The 19,316-nt window shown below is 67.8% G+C and carries 20 protein-coding genes and 1 tRNA gene; 6 read left to right on the top strand and 15 right to left on the bottom strand.

The genetic code is table 11. From position 1 onward, the window contains the following. Nucleotides 1-124 precede the first annotated feature (124 nt). The 6 genes from ACWAUG_RS12545 to ACWAUG_RS12520 form a co-directional block, all read right to left on the bottom strand. Nucleotides 125-697 carry a YceI family protein gene (locus ACWAUG_RS12545; RefSeq protein WP_460802666.1) on the bottom strand — a complete coding sequence of 191 codons (573 nt, stop codon included), beginning with the start codon at nt 695-697 and terminating at the stop codon, nt 125-127. Nucleotides 698-791: 94 nt separating this feature from the next. Beyond that, nucleotides 792-1,118 (bottom strand): helicase, encoded by a 327-nt coding sequence (locus ACWAUG_RS12540; protein WP_460802665.1) that lies wholly within the window; start codon nt 1,116-1,118, stop codon nt 792-794. Beyond that, nucleotides 1,118-1,462, bottom strand: a complete 345-nt coding sequence (locus ACWAUG_RS12535) for a TadE family type IV pilus minor pilin (RefSeq protein WP_460802664.1) — start codon at nt 1,460-1,462, stop codon at nt 1,118-1,120. Before ACWAUG_RS12535 ends, ACWAUG_RS12540 begins: the two co-directional genes overlap by 1 nt. A 1-nt stretch (nt 1,463) precedes the next feature. After that, nucleotides 1,464-1,661 (bottom strand): DUF4244 domain-containing protein, encoded by a 198-nt coding sequence (locus tag ACWAUG_RS12530; RefSeq protein WP_298038910.1) that lies wholly within the window; start codon nt 1,659-1,661, stop codon nt 1,464-1,466. A 26-nt stretch (nt 1,662-1,687) separates the two neighbouring features. Continuing rightward, nucleotides 1,688-2,578: a type II secretion system F family protein gene (locus tag ACWAUG_RS12525; RefSeq protein ID WP_298038911.1), complete on the bottom strand. Its 891-nt coding sequence runs from the start codon at nt 2,576-2,578 to the stop codon at nt 1,688-1,690. Then, nucleotides 2,572-3,573 (bottom strand): TadA family conjugal transfer-associated ATPase, encoded by a 1,002-nt coding sequence (locus ACWAUG_RS12520; RefSeq protein ID WP_460802663.1) that lies wholly within the window; start codon nt 3,571-3,573, stop codon nt 2,572-2,574. The genes ACWAUG_RS12525 and ACWAUG_RS12520 overlap by 7 nt, the downstream gene beginning before the upstream one ends. A 364-nt stretch (nt 3,574-3,937) precedes the next feature. On the opposite strand from ACWAUG_RS12520, the gene acs reads away from it, so the two are divergent. Then, entirely contained in the window at nt 3,938-5,902 is a 1,965-nt protein-coding gene (gene acs / locus ACWAUG_RS12515; RefSeq protein ID WP_460802662.1) for an acetate--CoA ligase, read from the top strand. Nucleotides 5,903-5,996: 94 nt separating this feature from the next. Here the strand turns inward: acs and ACWAUG_RS12510 are convergent, their stop codons facing one another. Continuing rightward, nucleotides 5,997-6,455: a RidA family protein gene (locus tag ACWAUG_RS12510; protein WP_298040731.1), complete on the bottom strand. Its 459-nt coding sequence runs from the start codon at nt 6,453-6,455 to the stop codon at nt 5,997-5,999. After that, nucleotides 6,452-6,676 (bottom strand): DUF4177 domain-containing protein, encoded by a 225-nt coding sequence (locus ACWAUG_RS12505; protein WP_298040730.1) that lies wholly within the window; start codon nt 6,674-6,676, stop codon nt 6,452-6,454. The genes ACWAUG_RS12510 and ACWAUG_RS12505 overlap by 4 nt, the downstream gene beginning before the upstream one ends. Before the next feature lie 83 nt (nt 6,677-6,759). Between ACWAUG_RS12505 and ACWAUG_RS12500 the strand changes: the two genes are divergently transcribed. The 5 genes from ACWAUG_RS12500 (at nt 6,760) to ACWAUG_RS12480 (ending at nt 11,701) form a co-directional block, all read left to right on the top strand. Further along, entirely contained in the window at nt 6,760-9,312 is a 2,553-nt protein-coding gene (locus ACWAUG_RS12500) for a transglycosylase domain-containing protein (RefSeq protein WP_460802661.1), read from the top strand. 17 nt (nt 9,313-9,329) lie between these two features. After that, nucleotides 9,330-10,301, top strand: coding sequence for a metallophosphoesterase (locus tag ACWAUG_RS12495; RefSeq protein ID WP_460802660.1), 972 nt, complete (start codon nt 9,330-9,332; stop codon nt 10,299-10,301). A gap of 18 nt (nt 10,302-10,319) precedes the next feature. After that, nucleotides 10,320-10,396 (top strand) — tRNA-Pro (locus tag ACWAUG_RS12490). 76 nt (nt 10,397-10,472) lie between these two features. Beyond that, nucleotides 10,473-10,949 carry a VanZ family protein gene (locus ACWAUG_RS12485; RefSeq protein ID WP_460802659.1) on the top strand — a complete coding sequence of 159 codons (477 nt, stop codon included), beginning with the start codon at nt 10,473-10,475 and terminating at the stop codon, nt 10,947-10,949. Further along, nucleotides 10,946-11,701, top strand: coding sequence for an HAD-IIB family hydrolase (locus tag ACWAUG_RS12480; RefSeq protein ID WP_460802658.1), 756 nt, complete (start codon nt 10,946-10,948; stop codon nt 11,699-11,701). Before ACWAUG_RS12485 ends, ACWAUG_RS12480 begins: the two co-directional genes overlap by 4 nt. A 73-nt stretch (nt 11,702-11,774) precedes the next feature. On the opposite strand, the gene ACWAUG_RS12475 is transcribed toward ACWAUG_RS12480, so the two are convergent. From ACWAUG_RS12475 to ACWAUG_RS12445, 7 genes are all read right to left on the bottom strand, one after another. Continuing rightward, complete coding sequence (locus ACWAUG_RS12475; RefSeq protein ID WP_298040725.1) at nt 11,775-13,010, bottom strand: alpha-hydroxy acid oxidase; 1,236 nt, start codon at nt 13,008-13,010, stop codon at nt 11,775-11,777. 8 nt (nt 13,011-13,018) lie between these two features. Beyond that, nucleotides 13,019-13,732, bottom strand: coding sequence for a FadR/GntR family transcriptional regulator (locus ACWAUG_RS12470; protein ID WP_298040724.1), 714 nt, complete (start codon nt 13,730-13,732; stop codon nt 13,019-13,021). A 123-nt stretch (nt 13,733-13,855) separates the two neighbouring features. Continuing rightward, nucleotides 13,856-14,509, bottom strand: coding sequence for a thymidine kinase (locus ACWAUG_RS12465; protein ID WP_298040721.1), 654 nt, complete (start codon nt 14,507-14,509; stop codon nt 13,856-13,858). 9 nt (nt 14,510-14,518) lie between these two features. Then, nucleotides 14,519-15,991, bottom strand: coding sequence for a malate:quinone oxidoreductase (locus tag ACWAUG_RS12460; RefSeq protein ID WP_298040719.1), 1,473 nt, complete (start codon nt 15,989-15,991; stop codon nt 14,519-14,521). Nucleotides 15,992-16,198: 207 nt separating this feature from the next. Beyond that, the gene (locus tag ACWAUG_RS12455) at nt 16,199-17,263 is read right to left on the bottom strand and encodes an aspartate-semialdehyde dehydrogenase (protein ID WP_298040716.1); all 1,065 of its coding nucleotides are present in this window, start codon (nt 17,261-17,263) and stop codon (nt 16,199-16,201) included. 112 nt (nt 17,264-17,375) lie between these two features. Then, nucleotides 17,376-18,662, bottom strand: a complete 1,287-nt coding sequence (locus tag ACWAUG_RS12450; protein WP_460802657.1) for an aspartate kinase — start codon at nt 18,660-18,662, stop codon at nt 17,376-17,378. A 97-nt stretch (nt 18,663-18,759) separates the two neighbouring features. Beyond that, nucleotides 18,760-19,236, bottom strand: coding sequence for an EamA family transporter (locus tag ACWAUG_RS12445; RefSeq protein ID WP_460802656.1), 477 nt, complete (start codon nt 19,234-19,236; stop codon nt 18,760-18,762). Nucleotides 19,237-19,316: the final 80 nt, after the last annotated feature.

Below are 19,316 nucleotides of genomic sequence, written 5' to 3'. Positions count from 1 at the left end.
TGAGATCACAGCAGAGCTGTGCGTGCAGTCTCGGGTATCCGCCGTCAGAATCCCTCGGGTGGCCCCTGACGGGCACGGGAGACGGCTACAAGACCAGCGTACGCCGAATGACGACGCGGTGAGGTCAGTCGGCGCTCTTGGCCTCGGAGTCGTCGCTCTTGATGGCCGAGATCTCGAACTCGAGCGTGATGCGCTCGGAGATCAGCACGCCACCGGTATCGAGCGGCATGTTCCACTCGAGGCCGTAGTCGCGGCGCTCCAGCCGGCGGGTGCCCTCGAAGCCGGCGCGGAGCACGCCCCATGCGTCTTCCTGCACACCGGTGATGGCCAGAGGGATCATGATCTGACGGGTGACATCGCGGATGGTGAGGTCGCCGATCACGGCGATCGCATTTTCGTCGACCTCTTCGATGCTCGTGCTCACGAATGTGATCGTGGGCCACTTCTCGACGTTGAAGAAGTCTTCGCTGCGCAGGTGCTCGTCACGCTTGGCATTGCGGGTATCGACGCTGGCGACGTTCAGGGTCACGACTGCAGAGGAGTTGCCGGGGTTGTCGATGTCGACCAGCAGCTTGCCCGTGATGTCGTTGAAAGATCCGCGTACGGATGTGATCATCGCGTGGCGCGCGGAGAAACCGATCCGCGTGTGGTCCGGGTCAATTTCCCAATGCCCGTTTACTTTTTCCCGATCAACCATCAGAACTCCCCGTATGAAAACGACACGGCGATACTGGCATCGCACGTGTCCGCAATCATGTAAGTCTACCAAGTCCGTCGGGCGCTTCCCTCCGTCACCCGGGAGCAGGCGCCGCCCGAGCCCGGGAGCCGGCAGCGAGGACCCCGAAAGCGACACGCACCTCGACCGTTGCGGTGACCCCCACGAGCACGCAGGAGGTGAGCCGGGCGGCGGATGCCGCTGCCACCCGCGCGGCAAGCGCACACGGTTCCTCCGCAGTGATGACGGCTCCGGAGGCGGCATCCGCCGCGGCCAGCGCCGCCGCATCCGCCGCCCCCGCTGCGCGCTGAGCGGTCACAGCCGCCCCGCCGAAGCCCGCGAGGCCCACCGTCAGCGTCGCGGAGACCGCCAGCACGCCTGCGGCGAGCGCCGTCCCCGCCATCAGAGCCCGCCGGACAACGCGCAGCTCGACGCCGACAGCGGGATTCTGATCAGCCCGCCGATGCGAACATCGACCTGCGCGCTCGCGCAGATGAGTTCGCCGCGGGTGTGGCCCGACATGTGTGCCGAGGGCACGGCCGCGGCGACGACGGCCTGGGCTGAGGCCGCGCTCTCCCCGCGCCCCAGCAGCCGGGCGGCATCCGCCACCGCATCCTGCAGCGCCACCTGCTGGGCCGCCGCGCCGAGCACGCTCGCGCCCAGGAGCAGAGTGATCACCACCGCCGGCAGCGCGAGCGCGAGCTCCGCGGCGACGGAACCGCGCTCATCCGCGCAGAGCAGACGCATATCAGGAGACGGTCAGTGCGCGACGCACGAGATCGGTGAGGATCCCGCGCACCTCATCGGACCGCATGATGACGACGAGGAGGCCCGCGAAGGCGACTGCCGCCATCGTGGTTATCGCATACTCTGCGGTCGCCGCGCCTGCCTCATCGGAGAAGAGCGTGATGGCCCGGCGCCGGGTCAGCGGTGGGAGCGTGTTCATGTGTTCCTTCTTTCTTCTGGCCGCCGTCAGACCGGCAGCGGGGTCGAGGTGAGCACGGAGATCATGAGTGGGGCGACGCCCAGCAGCAGGAACGCGGGCAGCGTGCACACGCCCAGCGGGATGAGCAGCTGGGATGAGAGCTTCGCGGCGCGAAGTCGGCCGGCGACGCGGGACTCGTGGCGCTCGAGTGCGGCCGCGGCGCGCAGCAGCTCTCCGGCCGGAACACCGGCTGCGCGCGAGAGCCGCAGTACGTCGTCGGTACGGTCGCCGCAGAGCCGATCAGCCGCTGCACTGTCGCCGATGAGCCGGAGCGTGCGCTCGATGGATGCACCGCCGGAGACTCCGACGGCGACGAGCTCGGCGTGCATTCCGGGGGTCCCGGGATCGGGCTGCGCTCGACGCAGCAGACGACGGGTCCACAGCCGCGCCGCGAGGACGAGGAGCAGACCCGCGACCAGGCAGGCTGTGCCGATGGGCTGTGTGACGAGCACACCGAGCGTGTCGAATCCGAGGGCGAATCCGAGCAGGAGCCCGGCCAACGGCATCCAGAGCAGCAGCCGTGCCGTACCGGCGGGCTCGGCGAGCGCGATGCGCACATCGTCGGCGGCGCTGGCTGTGTCGCGCATCGTCTCGGCGAGCGAGCGCAGCACCTCGGCGAGCGGCGCCCCGACCGTCGTGGCGATCTCCCAGGCAGCCGCGACATCGCACCACGCACCGCCCTCCTCCTCGATCGCCAGAGAAAGGGGTGCACCGGCATCGCACCGCGAGACCACGCGCTCGGCGTGCGGGTCTCCCGACTCCGCGAGGTGCCTCCAGGCCGCCGCAGGCGCCGCACCTGCTTGCAGCAGCACAGCGAGGGTGCGCACGGCCACCGCCGCGGCCTCGGCTGTGGCGGGCAGTTCGCGCTGATTCACCATGGCTGAACGTCCTCGATCGCCAGACGGTCATCGCGCAGGACGAGACGACCGGCCTGGGCGATGCGGCGCACGCCATCGGCCCCGCGAGCCAAGTGGACCACGATCGTGAAAGCGCTCACCGCCTGACGGGCGAGCGCCGTGGCATCCATACCCGCTAACGCCCCGAGCGCCTCCAGACGCGCGGGGACATCCACAAGACCGCTGGCATGCAGTGTGCCGGCGCCGCCGTCATGACCGGTGTTCAGCGCCGAGAGCAGCTCGCGCACCTCTTCACCGCGGCATTCCCCGACGACGAGCCGGTCAGGGCGCATTCTCAATGATTCGCGCACCAGACGGGCGAGGGTGATCGATCCTGCCCCTTCGAGATTCGCCTGACGCGCTTCGAGGGCGACGTGATGAGGATGCCCGGGGCGGAGCTCCGCGACATCCTCGATCGTGACGATGCGCTCCGTGGGAGGCACCGTTCGCAGGAGCGCCGCGAGAAGAGTCGTCTTGCCGGTGCCCGTCCCTCCGGTGAGCAGGATGTTCGCGCGCTCGGCGACGAGCGTCTCCAGCCAGATGCGCTGGCGGGCGTCGAAGGCGCCGAGCGCGGCGAGAGCTTCGAGATCATCGGCATCGACCCGCGGGATGCGCACGGAGATGGCGGTGCCGGCGGTGGACACCGGAGCGAGCACGGCATGGACCCGAACCCCGGAAGCGAGACGCACATCGACGCACGGCGACTGGTCATCGAGGTGCCGACCCCCGGCACCGATCAGCGCGACGGCCAAGTCGCGCACCTCCCTCTCGGATGCCGTCCATCCGTGGATGCGCTCGACGCCCTCTCCGCGATCGACGAAAAGCCCCTCGGAACCGTTGACGAAGACGTCGGTGACCATCGGATCGGCGCAGTGCTCGGCGATCGGCCCGAACGCCGGGTCGAGATCCGCGGTGCGCGCACCGCCGGGCGCGATGCGGATGCTCTCGCGGGGCTGGATGATGAAGGGCGTCGTCATGCCACGAAAGTAGGCGCCGCAGCATCCGCGGTCAGATCGGATCCGTGCGCCCTGTGAGCAACTCCATGCGCGAGCGAGACGTGCAGAAAGACTCGCGGCGGTCCTCGTCGAAGACGATGAAGGCGGCACCTCACGGGGGGAATGAGGTGCCGCCATAGGCACGCCCCGTCCGGGGGAGGATGAGCGTGCCCAGGCCGGAAAGAGAATTTCGGCTGTCGTCGAGTGTACGCAAGCCGCCCCGCCCTGCAAAACCCATCCGACTACCGACTTTCGGCAGTATTGACGAAAACGCCCGAAGGCTAGATTCGCCCTCACGGTCGTGTTCCCTGCGCGACCATGTCCCGCCGCAAAGGAGCGCGTGCCAATGAGCAGCCAGATCGACCACCTCCTCGACGAGACCCGGCAGTTCCCCCCTTCGGATGAATTCGCCGCGGCCGCCGTCGCCCAGCCCGAGCTCTACGAGCGCGCCGCCTCCGACCGTGAGGGCTTCTGGGCCGAGCAGGCCCGGGAGCTGCACTGGCACAAGCCCTTCACCGAGGTCCTCGACTGGTCGACGCCGCCGTTCGCCAAATGGTTCGACGACGGCGAACTGAACGTCGCCTACAACTGCCTCGACCGTCACGTCGAAGCAGGCAACGGGGACCGCGTCGCGCTCCTCTGGGAAGGCGAGCCCGGCGACTCCCGCCGCATCACCTACGCGGAGCTGACCGAAGAGGTCAAGCGCACCGCCAACGTCCTCACCGACCTCGGCGTCGGAGCCGGCGACCGCGTCGCGATCTACCTGCCGATGATCCCCGAGGCGGTCGTCTCCATGCTCGCCGTCGCGCGCCTCGGCGCGATCCACTCCGTCGTCTTCGGCGGCTTCAGCGCCGACAGCCTCCGCTCCCGCATCGACGATGCCGGCGCGAAGCTCGTCATCACCGCCGACGGCGGCTACCGCAAGGGCCGCGTCTCGCCCCTGAAGCCCGCCGTCGACCAGGCTCTCGCCGATCGTGGCGACGGAGAACAGCAGACCGTCGAGAACGTGCTCGTCGTGCGCCGCGGCGAGAACGAGGTCGAGTGGGTCGACGGGCGCGACATCTGGTGGCACGACGTCGTGCCCACGGCATCCTCCGAGCACGAGGCCGAGGCCTTCCCCTCCGAGAACCCGCTCTTCATCCTCTACACCTCCGGCACGACGGGAAACCCCAAGGGCATCCTGCACACGTCCGGCGGTTATCTGACGCAGGCGTCGTACACGCACCGCAACGTCTTCGACCTCAACCCCGAGACCGACGTCTTCTGGTGCACCGCCGACATCGGCTGGATCACCGGCCACAGCTACGTCACCTACGGGCCCCTGGCCAACGGCGCCACCCAGGTGCTCTACGAGGGCACGCCGGAAGCGCCGCACCCCGGCCGCTGGTGGGAGATCATCGAGAAGTACGGCGTGACGATCTTCTACACCGCGCCGACCGCGATCCGCTCGTTCATGAAGACGGGCCGTGCCGTGCCGCAGAAGTTCGACCTGTCATCGATCCGTCTGCTCGGCTCGGTGGGCGAGCCCATCAACCCCGAGGCGTGGATGTGGTACCGCGAGGTCATCGGCGGCGGCGATACGCCGATCGTCGACACCTGGTGGCAGACCGAGACCGGCGCGATCATGGTCTCCCCGCTGCCCGGCGTCACGGCGACGAAGCCCGGTTCGGCGCAGGTTCCGCTGCCCGGCATCTCGATCGACGTGGTCGACGAGTCCGGCGCCGAGGTCGGCAACGGCAACGGCGGGCTCCTCGTCATCACCGAGCCCTGGCCGAGCATGCTGCGCGGCATCTGGGGCGACCCGGAGCGCTACAAGGAGACCTACTGGGACAAGTTCGCCGACGAGGGCTACTACTTCGCTGGCGATGGCGCCCGTCTCGACGAGGACGGCGACCTCTGGCTGCTCGGCCGGGTCGATGACGTCATGAACGTCTCGGGCCATCGCCTGTCGACCGCCGAGATCGAGTCGTCCCTGGTCGCGCACGAGTCCACCGCCGAGGCGGCCGTCGTCGGAGCATCCGATGAGACGACCGGCCAGGCCGTGGTCGCGTTCGTCATCATCAAGGAGAGCTACCTGGCCGCTCATGACGCCGACGGCCTGGCGACCCAGCTGCGCCAGCACGTCGGCGCGCAGATCGGCGCGATCGCCCGCCCCCGCGACGTCTACATCGTGGGCGAGCTTCCGAAGACGCGTTCGGGCAAGATCATGCGCCGCCTGCTGCGCGATGTCGCCGAGGGCCGTGAGGTGGGCGACACGACGACGCTCGCCGACACAGCGGTGATGAGCATCATCTCCTCGCAGGTGAGGTGATCCGCGGGGCGGCACCCGCCCCAGCACGACTGAGCCCCGTCGCATCTGCACAGATGCGACGGGGCTCAGTCGTGAGACGGGAGGTGAAGGTCTCTCAGGCGAGAGTGAAGGTCACCTCGACCTCGACCGGGCTGTCCAGCGGGAGCACCGAGACGCCGACGGCGGCGCGGGCGTGGGCACCCGCGTCGCCGAAGATCTCGCCGAGCACGTGGCTGGCGCCGTTGATGACCGCGGGCTGGCCCGTGAAGGAGGGGTCGGATGCCACGAAGCCGCCGACGCGGAGAACGCCGCCGATCCTCTCGATGCCGCCGGCAGCCACCGCGGCTGCCGCGAGCGCGTTGAGCGCGCACGTGCGGGCATAGGACTGCGCGTCCTCTGCCGAGACCGCGGCGCCGACCTTGCCGATCGCCGGCAGAGCGCCCCCGGAGAAGGGCAGCTGGCCGGAGGTGTAGACGAGGTCTCCGTGCACGACCGCCGGCACATAGGCGGCGACCGGAGCGGCGACCGCGGGCAGCTCGATGCCCAGCTCGCTCAAGCGCTCAGCGACGCTCATGCTGCTCCTCCGCCGAACTGGCGCGCGGCCTGCTCGGCCGCCGCGAGGCCCGCGCTGTTGGAGCCGTCGCCGACGGCTGGGCGCTTGAAGTAGGCGACCAATCCGCCCTCGGGTCCGGTGACGACCTGCACGAGCTCCCACCCCTGCTTGCCCCAGTTGTTGAGGATTGCAGCCGTGTTGTGGATCAGCAGCGGGGTGGTCAGATATTCCCAGGTGGTCATGCGGCGCACTCCTACAGTCGGCGACGCCGGACGGAGCCGCGCGTCAAAGGTGGTATTCAGGGAATTCCCCTACGATCTAGCGTATGCCTCAGAAGAATCGCACGGTGAAAGGCGTGCTCGGCGGCCTTCTCGGTCTCGTCGGGCTCAGCGTTGTCGCCGGGGTCCTGGTGACAGCGACCGTCACCCCCGCCCTGGCCGTCGCGGGCGCCGCAGGTTCGCAGGCACTGGATCTCTTCGAGAACCTGCCGTCCTACCTCAAGCCCGATGCTCCGATGGAGCCGAGTTCCTTCTACGGGAAGGACAAGAACGGCGAGTGGTTCACCATGGCCACGTTCTACGATCAGAACCGCACCCAGGTCGACTTCGACGAGATCAACCCGGTCGTCTACGACGCGATCCTCTCCAGTGAGGACAAGAACTTCTACGAGCACGGCGGCATCAACATCGGTGCCACCGTCAAGGCCGTGGTCGACAACCTCAAGAAGACGTCCTCGCGCGGCGCCTCGACCATCAGCCAGCAGTACGTCAAGAACGTCCTCGTGCAGCAGTGCGAGCAGGAGGTCCTGCCCGGCGAGGAGAACTACGACGACAAGATCGCCCAGTGCTGGGAGGACGCCACCAACGCCGTCGGCACCGATGGCATCGAGCGCAAGCTGCAGGAGATGCGCTACGCGATCCAGATCGAGAAGGACTACTCGAAGAACGAGATCCTGCTCGGCTATCTGAACATCGCCAGCTTCGGCGGCACGATCTACGGCATCGAGGCCGCGGCGAACTATTACTTCAACACGACCGCGGCGAAGCTCACGGTCGAGCAGGCCGCAACGCTCGCCGGAATCGTCCAGAATCCGAACACCTACCGCATCGACCTCTACGGCGGCTCGGCCGGTGAGGGCGTCAACGGCGAGGCGGACGGTTGGGCCCTGACGAAGGACCGCCGCGACTACGTGCTCGACCGCATGTACACGGACGGCAAGATCACCGAGGCCCAGCACACCACCGCCATCGAGTCTCCGATCACGCCCGACATCAAGCAGCCCACCCAGGGGTGCGCGGCGGCCGGCAACAACGCCTACTTCTGCCAGTACGTCAAGACCGTCGTGCTCGGTGACGCCGCCTATGACGACACCTTCGGCGACACGGCGAACGAGCGCCGGGAGTCGCTGCAGCGCAAGGGCCTGCAGATCTACACGACCCTCGACATGCGCATCCAGGAGCCGGCGATCATCGGCCTGCGCGATCGTGTTCCCGCCAACCTCGACAACCAGCACCTCGGCGCCGCGGGCGTCACGGTGGAGCCCGCGACCGGACGCATCCTCGCAATGGCCCAGAACACGAACTTCCGGGAGACGCACTCCGACGATCAGGCCTATACCTCTCTCGTCTTCGCCTCCGACTATGATCACGGCGGATCGACCGGCTTCCAGGTCGGATCGACGTACAAGCTGTTCACGCTGATCGACTGGCTCGAGAAGGGCAACTCGGTCAACGAGACGATCAACGGCACGAACCGCATCTTCACGAAGATGAAGTGCGGCGACAGCCCGGTGCCGATGAGCTCGAAGATCGGGAACTTCGCCAACAGCGGCGGCTACGTGGGCAGCCCGATGCGCTTCACCCGCGACTCGCTGAACTCGGGCTACCTGGCCATGGCCGAGAAGCTCGACCTCTGCGACATCAACGCCGTCGCCGATCGCATGGGCGTGAACCTCGGAAACATGGGCAAGGTCACCGACGAGAACCATCCGTACGACGTGCTCGGCTCGAAGAACATCTCGCCGCTGGACATGGCCAGCGCCTACGCGACGGTGGCCAACAAGGGGATCTACTGCGAGCCGCGTGCGATCGACAAGGTCGTCGACCAGGCCGGTGCGGAGCGCCCGCTGCCGCAGGCGTCCTGCAGCCAGGTCATCTCCCCCGAGGTCGCCGCAACCGCGGCGTACGCCCTGCAGGGAGTGATGAACGGCGGCACCGGCGCCCAGGCGAACACCGGCGATGGCGTGCCCCTCATCGGCAAGACCGGAACCCACGAGAGCTGGTCGACCATGATGATCGAATCCAGCACGAAGGCGACGACCGCCGTCTGGGTCGGCCGCTGGGAGGGCCAGGCGAACATCACCAACGTCTGGGCCAACAACGGCCTCCTCCAGAACGCCCGCTACGGCATCGCCCGTGACATGCAGCGCGCCGCGAACGAGGCGCTCGGCGGTGGCGATCCGTTCCCCGAGCCCGACAAGAACCTCACCCGCCGTGTTCTCGTGAACCTGCCGAGCGTGATCGGTCAGTCGATCGAGGATGCGACGAAGACGCTCGAGGAAGCCGGATTCTCGGTGACCGTCGGTGACCCTGTCGACAGCGATGCGCCCGAGGGCCAGATCGCCGAGCAGGACCCCGGTGCCGGCCAGGTCTCCAGCGGCACGACCGTGACGATCTCCCCGAGCAACGGCAAGGGTGCGACCGTGCCGGATGTGACGGGCAGCGCCCCGGATGAGGCCGTCGCTGCGCTGCACGCGGCCGGCTTCCTGAACGTCTCACTCCACGGCTCGTGCCGCGGCCCGGGCTCCGAGGTCGAGAACACCTCTCCGTCTGCCGGTTCGGCGGCGAGCAAATCCACGACCGTGACCGTGAAGTGCTGACGACAGCACGGCGACCGATGCATCCGGCCCTCACCGCGCTCAGCGCGGTGGGGGCCGTCGGCGCCGCATGCGCCGTGTGGGGCATCGGCATCGAACGCCATCTCTACACCGTGCGCACCGCGACCTCCGCGGCGCTGCCGACCGGTTCCGCTCCCCTGCGCGTGCTGCACGTCTCGGATGCCCATATGGCTCCGTGGCAGCAACGCAAGCAGGACTGGCTCGCCTCGCTGGCGGATCTCGAACCCGATCTCGTCGTGAATACCGGCGACAACCTCGGCCACCGTGACGGCCTCGCCGGCATCCGCCGTGCCTTCGAGCCCTTCGCCGGGGTGCCCGGGGTGTTCGTGCACGGTTCGAACGACCTGTTCGCTCCGGCGCCGCGCAACCCGGTCCGCTATTTCTCCGGCCCCTCGAAGGCCCACCGCACGCCGGAGCGGCTCGACACCGCGGCATTGGACGCCTTCTTCACGCACGAGCTCGGATGGGCATCGCTCAACAACACCGCGGCACGGCTGTCCGTCGGTGGCCGCGACGTCGACCTGTTCGGCGTGAATGACGCGCACCGCGACTGGGATGACCTGTCGGCACTGCCCGAGGCGATCGGTGATCTGGGGCGTCGCGGCTCCACCACTCCCCTGATCGGTGTTACCCACGCGCCCTATCAGCGCGTGCTCAATGCCTTCACGGACCTCGGCGCGGATGCGATCTTCGGCGGGCATACGCACGGCGGCCAGGTCTGCCTGCCGTTCTTCGGCACGCTCGTCGCCAATTGCGACATCCCGCTCAAGCAGGCGAAGGGCCTGAGCGCCTGGACGAGCGGCGATCGGAGCATCCCGCTGAATGTCAGCGCCGGGTGCGGGCATTCGATCTACGCGCCGGTGCGTTTCGCGTGCCGGCCGGAGGCGACTCTGCTCACCCTGACGGCCCGAGACACGCCGAAGGGTGCCGATCTCGGCTCTCGATTCGGCACTGGAGGAGTTTCGCGATAGACTCAAACGGTTGCAAAACGGGGTGTGGCGCAGCTTGGTAGCGCGCTTCGTTCGGGACGAAGAGGCCGCAGGTTCAAATCCTGTCACCCCGACCAGACGAGATGAGGACCCGCCGGAAGGCGGGTCCTCATCTCGTTCACCCGGACATCATTGCGAGGAGGGCAGCGCCGCATGTCTTTCTCGCTTCCCCCGCAAAGACCGGTCACGCGACGCGTCGCCGTGGCGATCAGCATCCCGTTTCTCGTCTTCCTCGCTGTGCTGACGCTCTCACCCCGCCCCGTCGAGGAGAGCGCCCCCGGGTTATTGGATGCCGTTCTGCGCACTCTTCAGGACGGTTGGGGCTGGTCCTGGCTGACCTTCGACGCGCTCGAGGTCATCGCGAACATCGCCGTGTTCATCCCGGTCGGATGCCTCGCCTTCGTTCTCCTGCCGCGCCGCGTCTGGCCGCTCGCCTTCGCCGTCGGCCCCCTGCTGTCGAGCGCCATCGAGCTGGCACAGGCCGCCCGGCTTCCCGAGCGGACCGCGAGCCTGGCGGATGTGCTCGCCAACTCCACCGGTGCGACGCTCGGCGCAGCGCTCGCACTGATCGTCACCGCTCTGGCCGTGCCGGAGCATCCGATGCCCTCCCCTACCCTGGATGCACCATGACCATTCCCCGTCTCGTCGCCTTCGATCTCGATGACACTCTCTCGCCGTCCAAGAGTGCGATCGACCCGCGCATCGCCGCCCAGCTGCGGGCTCTCCTGCGCGTCGCCGATGTCGCGATCATCTCCGGTGGCAATGAGGCGCAGTTCCGCTCTCAGGTCATCGCGCGCCTCGGCGACGTCGAGCCGGCGCTGCTCGAGCGCATGCACCTTCTGCCCACGTGCGGCACCCGTTACCTCCGCCACGACGGAACCGACTTCACCCCCGTCTACGCGCACGACCTCTCCGGGAAGGAGAAGACGGCGGCTCTGACCGCCCTGCGCGAAGAGGCCGAGCGCCTGGGACTGTGGGAGCCCGCGCCCTGGGGCGAGATCCTCGAGGATCGCGGCTCGCAGATCACGTTCTCCGCGCTCGGGCAGAAGGCACCGGGCGAGGCGAAGCTCGCCTGGGATCCGTCCGGGAGCAAGCGCATCGCCCTGCGCGATGCGGTGGCCGCCCGCGTCCCCGATCTCGAGGTGCGCGCCGGCGGATCGACCTCCATCGACATCACGCGCGCAGGCATCGACAAGGCCTTCGGGATGACCGCTCTCGTCGAGCACACCGGGGTCCCGCTGAGCGACATGCTGTTCTACGGCGATCGTCTCGACGACGGCGGCAACGACTATCCCGTGCTCGCCCTGGGCGTGCGCTGCATAGCCGTCGAGGGCTGGGAGGACACCGCCGCCCGCCTCGACGAGCTGCTCGCGTCCTTCTGACACGCGTTCCGAGAACGACAGAGCCCGGGTCGCCCCGCTGAGGATCTCAGCAGGGCGACCCGGGCTCGTGGTCTCAGCGGGCGACGGGCACCAGTCGCTGCAGCTGCGTGACGTGACCGGGCTCGAGCTCGGCGAGCGAGGCGACGCCCAGCAGACGCATCGTGCGCTCGATCTCGGTGCGCAGGATCGCGATCGTGCGGTCGACGCCCTCACGGCCACCGGCCATGAGTCCGTAGAGGTAGGCGCGGCCGATCATCGTGAAGTCGGCGCCGAGGGCCACGGCGGCGACGATGTCGGCGCCGTTCATGATGCCGGTGTCGATCATCACGGTGAAGTCGTCGCCGACGGCCTTGCGAACGCTCGGCAGCAGGTGGAACGGGATCGGCGCGCGGTCGAGCTGGCGCCCGCCGTGGTTCGACAGGACGATGCCGTCGACACCTGCATCGCGCAGACGGACCGAGTCCTCGACGTTCTGAACGCCCTTGATCACGATCTTGCCGGGCCACAGGTCGCGGATGACCGCGAGGTCCTCATAGCTGATCGTCGGGTCCATGGCCGCGTCGAGCAGCTCGCCGACCGTGCCTCCGGTGGTGCTCAACGAAGCGAACTCGAGCTTGGGCGTGGTGAGGAAGTCGTACCACCACCACGGCCGCGGAATCGCGTTGACGATCGTGCCGAGGGTCAGCTGCGGCGGGATGCTAAAGCCGTTGCGCTTGTCACGCAGACGGGCACCGGCCACCGGAGTGTCGACCGTGAAGTGCAGGGTGTCGAATCCGGCGGCGGCCGCACGACGGGTCAGCTCGTAGGAGATCTCGCGATCGCGCATGACGTAGAGCTGGAACCAGTTGCGCCCTTCGGGGTTGACCTCCTTGACGCCCTCGATCGAGGTGGTGCCGAGGGTGGAGAGGGTGAACGGGATGCCCGCGGCGGCGGCGGCACCGGCGCCGGCGACCTCGCCCTCCGTCTGCATCAGACGCGTGAATCCGGTCGGCGCGATCGCGAACGGCAGAGCGCTGGGGCCGCCGAGGATTTCAACGCTCGTGTCGACATCGGGGGCGGGCTTGAGGATGCCCGGGTGGAACTCGACGTCCTCGAACGCCTGGCGGGCGCGGGTCAGCGAGACCTCGCCCTCTGCGGAGCCGTCGGTGTAGTCGAACGCGGCCTTGGGCGTGCGGCGCTTCGCGATGATGCGGAGGTCATCGATCGTGAGCGCGGCATCGAGACGGCGCTTGCGGCCGTTGAGCTCGGGCTTCTTGAACTTCATCAGGTCGAGGATCTCGACCGGGTTGGGGAACTGACGCTTGACCATGGGATCTCTCATTGCTCGTGTGCGGTGTGCGGAGTCAGACCGGCCGCCGTGTAGTAACCGGTGATGTGTTCGTGGACGAGGCGGCGCGCGGCGCCGGTGCGACCCGCGTCGATCGCATCGATGATCGCGTGATGCTCGGCGCGCAGGCGGTCGGCCATGTGATCCCAGTCGGCGATGCCCGCCGACCCGTCGAGCACGTACGACTCGATCGAGGTGCGCAGCCCCGCCATCATCGATGCGATGACCGAGTTGCCGCCGGCCTCGGCGAGAGCGAGATGCAACTGTGCGTCGAGGGCGAGGAATTCCGACGCGGTGAGGTTCTCGGCATCCATCGCGGTCAGGATGCGACGGGCGTCGCTCGTGTCGGATGCCGGGGATGCGGCCAGGGATGCCGCCACCGCGTCTTCGAGGACGAGACGGGTCTGCACGACATCGGCGAGCGGGAAGCCGCGTGCCGCCACCTGCAGACGCAGGAGCGCGGACATGCCGCCGGAGGGCGTGGCGATCACGATCGCCCCGGCGGAGGGGCCCGAACCGGTACCGGTGCGGATGAGGCCCATGACCTCGAGGACGCGCAGCGCTTCACGCACGCTCGAACGGCCGACGCCGAGGTCGGCCGACAGATCGCGCTCGGAGGGCAGGCGGTCGCCGGGGCCCAGCCGCCCTTCGAGCAGATCGCGCTCGATGTGTTCGAGCACGAGTTGCCATGCGCGTTCCGCCATCGCACCTCCTGTGGTCTGACCACAGCCTAGGGCGTGTGGTCAGACCACGCAAAATCGGCGTGCACGAATACCGCATCCCACTGTCGAACGAGCGTCAACGGGACGGAAGCACCACGCGCGGCGTCAGCCCAGTCGGCCGCCGGATTCCGCGAGGTAGCAGTCGCCGCAGAGCGACTCGTAGGTCACGACATCCGCGGGGGCACCACCCGATGAGCCCTCATCGATCGCGACCTGGTCGCCGTCGAACACGAAGCGACCGCCGACCACACGACCGTTGAACACGGCCTTGCGACCGCACCGGCAGATCGTCTTCAACTCTTCGAGCGAATGCGCGATCGCGAGCAGTCGGGCCGATCCCGGAAAGGCGTGCGTCAAGAAATCATTGCGGATGCCGTAGGCCATGACCGGGATCCGATCGACGACCGCGATCCGGAACAGATCGTCGATCTGCGCCGCGGAGAGGAACTGCGCCTCGTCGACGAGCAGACAGGCGACATCGATCGGTTCGGCCGGCAGGAGCCCCTCGGCATTGCGCCGTTGCATCCGCTCGCGTTCGTCATGGAAGAGCGCACGCGCATCCCCGGATGCCGGGATCAGGAAGTCGACCTCGCGCGTGACACCGAGACGGCTCTCGATCTGCGCGGCGCCCTTGGTGTCGATCTCGGGTTTGGCCAGCAGCACGCGCTGTCCGCGCTCCTCGTAGTTGTACGCCGCCTGGAGCAGCGCCGTCGACTTGCCGGAGTTCATCGCCCCGTAGCGGAAGTAGAGCTTCGCCACGGTGGATGGTCAGCGTGCGATGTTGAGCGCTGCAGCGGTCGCCGTCATCGATGCATCCGCCGCGGCGGCGTCATCGTTGAGCTTCTGCCCGTACGTGGGGATGAGCTCGCGCAGCGTCGGCTCCCAGCCCGCGTACTGCTCGGGGAAGCACTTCTCGAGCAGCCCGAGCATGATCGGCACGGCGGTCGAGGCGCCCGGCGAAGCGCCGAGGAGGCCGGCGATCGACCCATCGGATGCCGAGACGACCTCGGTGCCGAACTGGAGCACGCCGCCCTTCTTCGCGTCCTTCTTCATGACCTGCGCGCGCTGACCCGCCTGGATCAGCTCCCAGTCCTCGTCCTTCGCGGTCGGCATGAACACGCGCAGGCTGTCGACCTTCTTGCGGTGCGTCTTGGTGAGCTCGCCCAGCAGGTAGGTGATGAGGTCGGGGTTCGCGAAGGCGACGCGCAGCATCGGCCAGAGGTTGTGCGTGCGCACCTGCGAGACGATGTCGAGCATGGAGCCGTGCTTGAGGAACTTCGGGCTGAAGGTCGCGAACGGACCGAACAGCAGCGACGCCTCCCCATCGACGACACGGGTATCGAGGTGCGGGACCGACATCGGCGGAGCGCCGACGGAAGCCTGCGAGTACACCTTCGCCTTGTGCTGCGAGACGACCGCGGGATTCGAGGTCTTGAGGAACTGTCCGCCGATCGGGAAGACGCCATAGCCCTTGATCTCGTCGATGCCCGACTTCTGCAGCAGCTTGAGCGCCCAGCCGCCGGCGCCCACGAAGACGAACTTCGCGTTCATCTGGCCGGGAGTGTGGCCGAGGACGTTGCGGAACTTCACGTTCCAGCTGCCGTCCTTCTGCTTCTTGAGCCCGCGCACCTCGTGGTTGGTGCGCAGCTGCACTCCCCCGTGCTTCAGGTGGTCGAAGAGCTGGTGCGTGAGGGCGCCGAAGTCGACGTCGGTTCCCGCCGGCACGCGGGTCGCCGCGAACGGCTCGCCCTTGCGGCGCTTCTGCATGAGCAGCGGCGCCCATTGGTTGATGACGCGGGAATCCTCGCTGTATTCGATGCCCTCGAACAGCGGCTGCGTCTTCAGGACCTCGTAGCGATCCTTGAGGTAGGCGACGTCCTTCTCTCCGCGCACGAACGTCATGTGCGGGGTCGCGTTGATGAACGTGGAGGGCGCGTCGAGCACGCCCTTGTCGACGAGCGACGACCAGAACTGCCGGCTCTGCTGGAACTGCTCGTTGATCGAGACCGCCTTGGCGGGGTCGAGCGGTCCGTTGGGATTCTGCGGCATGTAGTTCAGCTCGCAGAGGGCCGCGTGGCCGGTACCCGCGTTGTTCCATGGGTTCGAGCTCTCCTGCGCCACATCGGAGAGCCGCTCGAAGGCGACGATCTTCCAATCGGGCTGGAGTTCGTGCAGCAGAGTTCCGAGGGTGGCGCTCATGATGCCACCACCGATGAGGACGACGTCGACGGATTCAGTCACCCGACCAGTCTAGTTCCCCCGCACGAGTACCTCGGACCCCTGTGCAACCCGGTTCGCTCGGCGGCGTCGGCGGATGCAGCATCCACGCGCCTCGCTCTGGGAACAGGACACTTGTCGGCGAGAATGACGGATGCCGGTCGAAACCCGCGGGTTTCGACCGGCATCCGCCAATCGGACCGACGACTGTCGGCCGCTGTGTGCGAAGTATCAGGCCGAGAGGCGCTCACCCACGAGCTCAGCGATCTGAACGGCGTTGAGCGCGGCACCCTTGCGGAGGTTGTCATTGCTGACGAAGAGCACCAGCCCCTTGTTCTCGGGCGCCGACCGGTCGGCGCGGATGCGGCCGACGAAACTCGGGTCCTTGCCGGCCGCCTGCAGCGGCGTGGGCACCTCGTCGAGGACGACGCCGGGAGCGGATGCCAGGATCTCGCGCGCACGGTCGGGCGTGATGTCTTCGGCGAACTCGGCGTGGATCGACAGCGAGTGACCGGTGAAGACCGGCACCCGAACGCAGGTTCCCGCTACCCGCAGAGCGGGAAGCTCGAGGATCTTGCGGCTCTCGTTGCGGAGCTTCTGCTCCTCGTCGGTCTCGTTCGAGCCGTCGTCGACGACGGACCCCGCGAGCGGGACGACGTCGAACGCGATCGGAGCGATGTACTTCTCGGGCTCGGGGAAGTCCACAGCCGAGCCGTCGTGCACGAGACGCAGGGTGTCGCCCTGCGCGAGGACGCCCTCGACCTGACCGAGCAGCTCCTCCGCACCGGCGAGACCGGAGCCGGAGACGGCCTGGTAGGTCGAGACGATGAGGCGCTCGAGACCGGCGGCCTCGGCGAGCGGCTTCAGCACCGGCATGATCGCCATCGTCGTGCAGTTCGGGTTCGCGATGATGCCCCGAGGCCGCTCATCGATCGCGTGCGGGTTCACCTCGCTCACCACAAGCGGAACCTGGTCATCGCCGCGCCAGGCACTGGAGTTGTCGATCACGACGGCACCGGCGGCCGCGAACCGGTCGGCGTAGGCGCGGCTCGCCGTCGCGCCGGCCGAGAACATCGCGATCTCGATGCCCGAAGGATCAGCGGTCTCCACGTCTTCGACGATCACGTCGACACCGTTGTAAACGATGGTCTTGCCGGCGGAACGCGCCGAAGAGAACAGACGCAGCTCCCGAATCGGGAAGGAGCGTTCCGCGAGAATCTCGCGCATCACGGTGCCCACCTGGCCGGTGGCGCCCACGATGGCGACGGAGTGTCCTTGGTCGGAGATGCGAGTCATGAAATTTCCTTGGCTTCGAACGGTACTGCGAACGAGAGCGCTCGGCGCGGCGTCGGGATGCGGATGCCGCGCCTGGCGCCGATGTCAGGGTTGTCGCGAGTCTACCGCGCGCTCAGCGGCCGGTGCCCGCGTGGACGACGGCCTCTTCGACGGAATCCAGCCCATAGGCGGTGTGCACGATGCGCGCGGCGTCATCGAGGTCGGTGTCGCGCAGCACCACCGAGATGCGGATCTCGGAGGTCGAGATCATCTCGATGTTGATGCCCGCTGTCGACAGCGCCTCGAACAGCGTCGCCGAAACGCCCGAATGCACACGCATGCCCGCACCCACGACGGAGAGCTTGCCGATCTGGTCGTCGTGGATCAGGCTGTCGAACCCGACCTCGCTCTGCTCGGCCGCCAGTGCCTTGAGCGCCGTCGCCGCATCGCCCTTGGGCAGCGTGAACGAGATGTCGGCCTTGCCGGAGGACGCCACCGACACGTTCTGCACGATCATGTCGACGTTCGCACCGGACTTCGCGACGATCTTGAAGATCTCCGCCGCCTTGCCGGGAACATCGGGAACGCCCACGACCGTGATCTTGGCCTGACCCTTGTCGGTTGCGACACCGGCGACGATCGGTTCTTCCATGACTTCTCCCTCAACTTCGCGCGGGTTCTTCATACCCTCGCCCAGAACATACGTGCCTTCGGCCGACGAGAACGTCGAACGGGCGTGGATGAGCACACCATGACGGCGTGCGAACTCGACGGCGCGGATGTACAGAACCTTCGCACCATTCGCGGCGAGTTCGAGCATCTCCTCGCTGGAGACGTGATCCAGCTTGCCTGCGCGCGGGATCACCCGCGGGTCGGCGGTGTAGATGCCGTCGACATCGCTGTAGATCTCGCAGACATCGGCGTTGAGCGCGGCGGCCAGCGCAACGGCCGTCGTATCGGAGCCACCACGGCCGAGTGTCGTGATGTCGCGCGTATCGCGGTTGAAGCCCTGGAAGCCGGCGACGATCACGATCGCGCCTTCATCCAGCGCCTCGCGCAGACGCACCGGGGTGACGTCGACGATGCGCGCCGACCCGTGGTGGTCGTCGGTGATCATGCCGGCCTGGCTGCCCGTGAACGAGCGGGCGTCGAAGCCCATCGAGTGGATCGCCATCGCCAGCAGCGCCATCGAGATGCGCTCTCCGCTGGAGAGCAGCATGTCCATCTCGCGCGGTGCCGGGATCGGAGCGACCTCGTTTGCGAGATCGAGGAGCTCATCGGTGGTGTCGCCCATCGCGCTGACGGCGACGACGACATCGTGACCGGCACGACGCGTATCGACGATGCGCTTGGCGACGCGCTTGATGCTCTCCGCATCGGCGACCGACGAGCCGCCGTACTTCTGGACGATAAGGGCCACGTTCACTCCCTGGGATGTCGGGCAGATCCGCCCACGGGTCATTGTAGTTTCGATCCGCATGCCCGCTTGCGCATGTGACGGATTCTGCGCTCGCGGGCTACGGTGCCGGCGTCGGCGGGCGCGCCTGGCCGGCACGCGGACGGATTCGGCCGCCGGTCCCGGCGAACCAGCATCCGATGATGATCAGCGGGAGCCCGATGAGCAGCCCCGGGGTGAGGGGCTCGGCCAGCACGATCGCTCCGAGCACCAGCGCGACGACGGGGTTCACGTAGGTGAACAGCGGCGCCCGCACCGGACCGACTTCACGGATCAGCGCGAAGAAGAGCAGGAAGGCGACCGCGGTGCACAGCACCCCGAGAATCACCAGCGACACGGCGGCAGGGGCTGTGGGGACCTCGTGCTGCGTCGCGACCGTGAACGGCGTGTAGAAGATCGCAACGGCGATCAGTGCGACGGTGATGACCCCCAGCGAAGACACATCGCCGAGCTTCTTCGCGACGATGAACGGCGCCGTGGCGTAGAGCAGTGCGACGAGCAGGACCTCGACCGTGGCGAGCAGGTCGCCCGAGGCCAATCCGGCTCATCGCAATCGAGGGTGTAGGGCTGGTCTGAATCCTCCGGCTTCGAGCAGGCTGCGTGCGATGTAGTTGGTGA

The organism is Microbacterium sp. GXF6406 (assembly GCF_054798215.1).
The sequence above is the reverse complement of the archived record's forward strand: the minus strand, read 5'-3'. Positions and strand labels throughout refer to the sequence as shown.

Coding starts and splice junctions, on each gene's coding strand:
- ACWAUG_RS12545 (WP_460802666.1), bottom strand. CDS start 697: ATGGTTGATCGGGAAAAAGTAAACGGGCATTGGGAAATTGACCCGGAC.
- ACWAUG_RS12540 (WP_460802665.1), bottom strand. CDS start 1,118: ATGGCGGGGACGGCGCTCGCCGCAGGCGTGCTGGCGGTCTCCGCGACG.
- ACWAUG_RS12535 (WP_460802664.1), bottom strand. CDS start 1,462: ATGCGTCTGCTCTGCGCGGATGAGCGCGGTTCCGTCGCCGCGGAGCTC.
- ACWAUG_RS12530 (WP_298038910.1), bottom strand. CDS start 1,661: ATGAACACGCTCCCACCGCTGACCCGGCGCCGGGCCATCACGCTCTTC.
- ACWAUG_RS12525 (WP_298038911.1), bottom strand. CDS start 2,578: ATGGTGAATCAGCGCGAACTGCCCGCCACAGCCGAGGCCGCGGCGGTG.
- ACWAUG_RS12520 (WP_460802663.1), bottom strand. CDS start 3,573: ATGACGACGCCCTTCATCATCCAGCCCCGCGAGAGCATCCGCATCGCG.
- acs (WP_460802662.1), top strand. CDS start 3,938: ATGAGCAGCCAGATCGACCACCTCCTCGACGAGACCCGGCAGTTCCCC.
- ACWAUG_RS12510 (WP_298040731.1), bottom strand. CDS start 6,455: ATGAGCGTCGCTGAGCGCTTGAGCGAGCTGGGCATCGAGCTGCCCGCG.
- ACWAUG_RS12505 (WP_298040730.1), bottom strand. CDS start 6,676: ATGACCACCTGGGAATATCTGACCACCCCGCTGCTGATCCACAACACG.
- ACWAUG_RS12500 (WP_460802661.1), top strand. CDS start 6,760: ATGCCTCAGAAGAATCGCACGGTGAAAGGCGTGCTCGGCGGCCTTCTC.
- ACWAUG_RS12495 (WP_460802660.1), top strand. CDS start 9,330: ATGCATCCGGCCCTCACCGCGCTCAGCGCGGTGGGGGCCGTCGGCGCC.
- ACWAUG_RS12485 (WP_460802659.1), top strand. CDS start 10,473: ATGTCTTTCTCGCTTCCCCCGCAAAGACCGGTCACGCGACGCGTCGCC.
- ACWAUG_RS12480 (WP_460802658.1), top strand. CDS start 10,946: ATGACCATTCCCCGTCTCGTCGCCTTCGATCTCGATGACACTCTCTCG.
- ACWAUG_RS12475 (WP_298040725.1), bottom strand. CDS start 13,010: ATGGTCAAGCGTCAGTTCCCCAACCCGGTCGAGATCCTCGACCTGATG.
- ACWAUG_RS12470 (WP_298040724.1), bottom strand. CDS start 13,732: ATGGCGGAACGCGCATGGCAACTCGTGCTCGAACACATCGAGCGCGAT.
- ACWAUG_RS12455 (WP_298040716.1), bottom strand. CDS start 17,263: ATGACTCGCATCTCCGACCAAGGACACTCCGTCGCCATCGTGGGCGCC.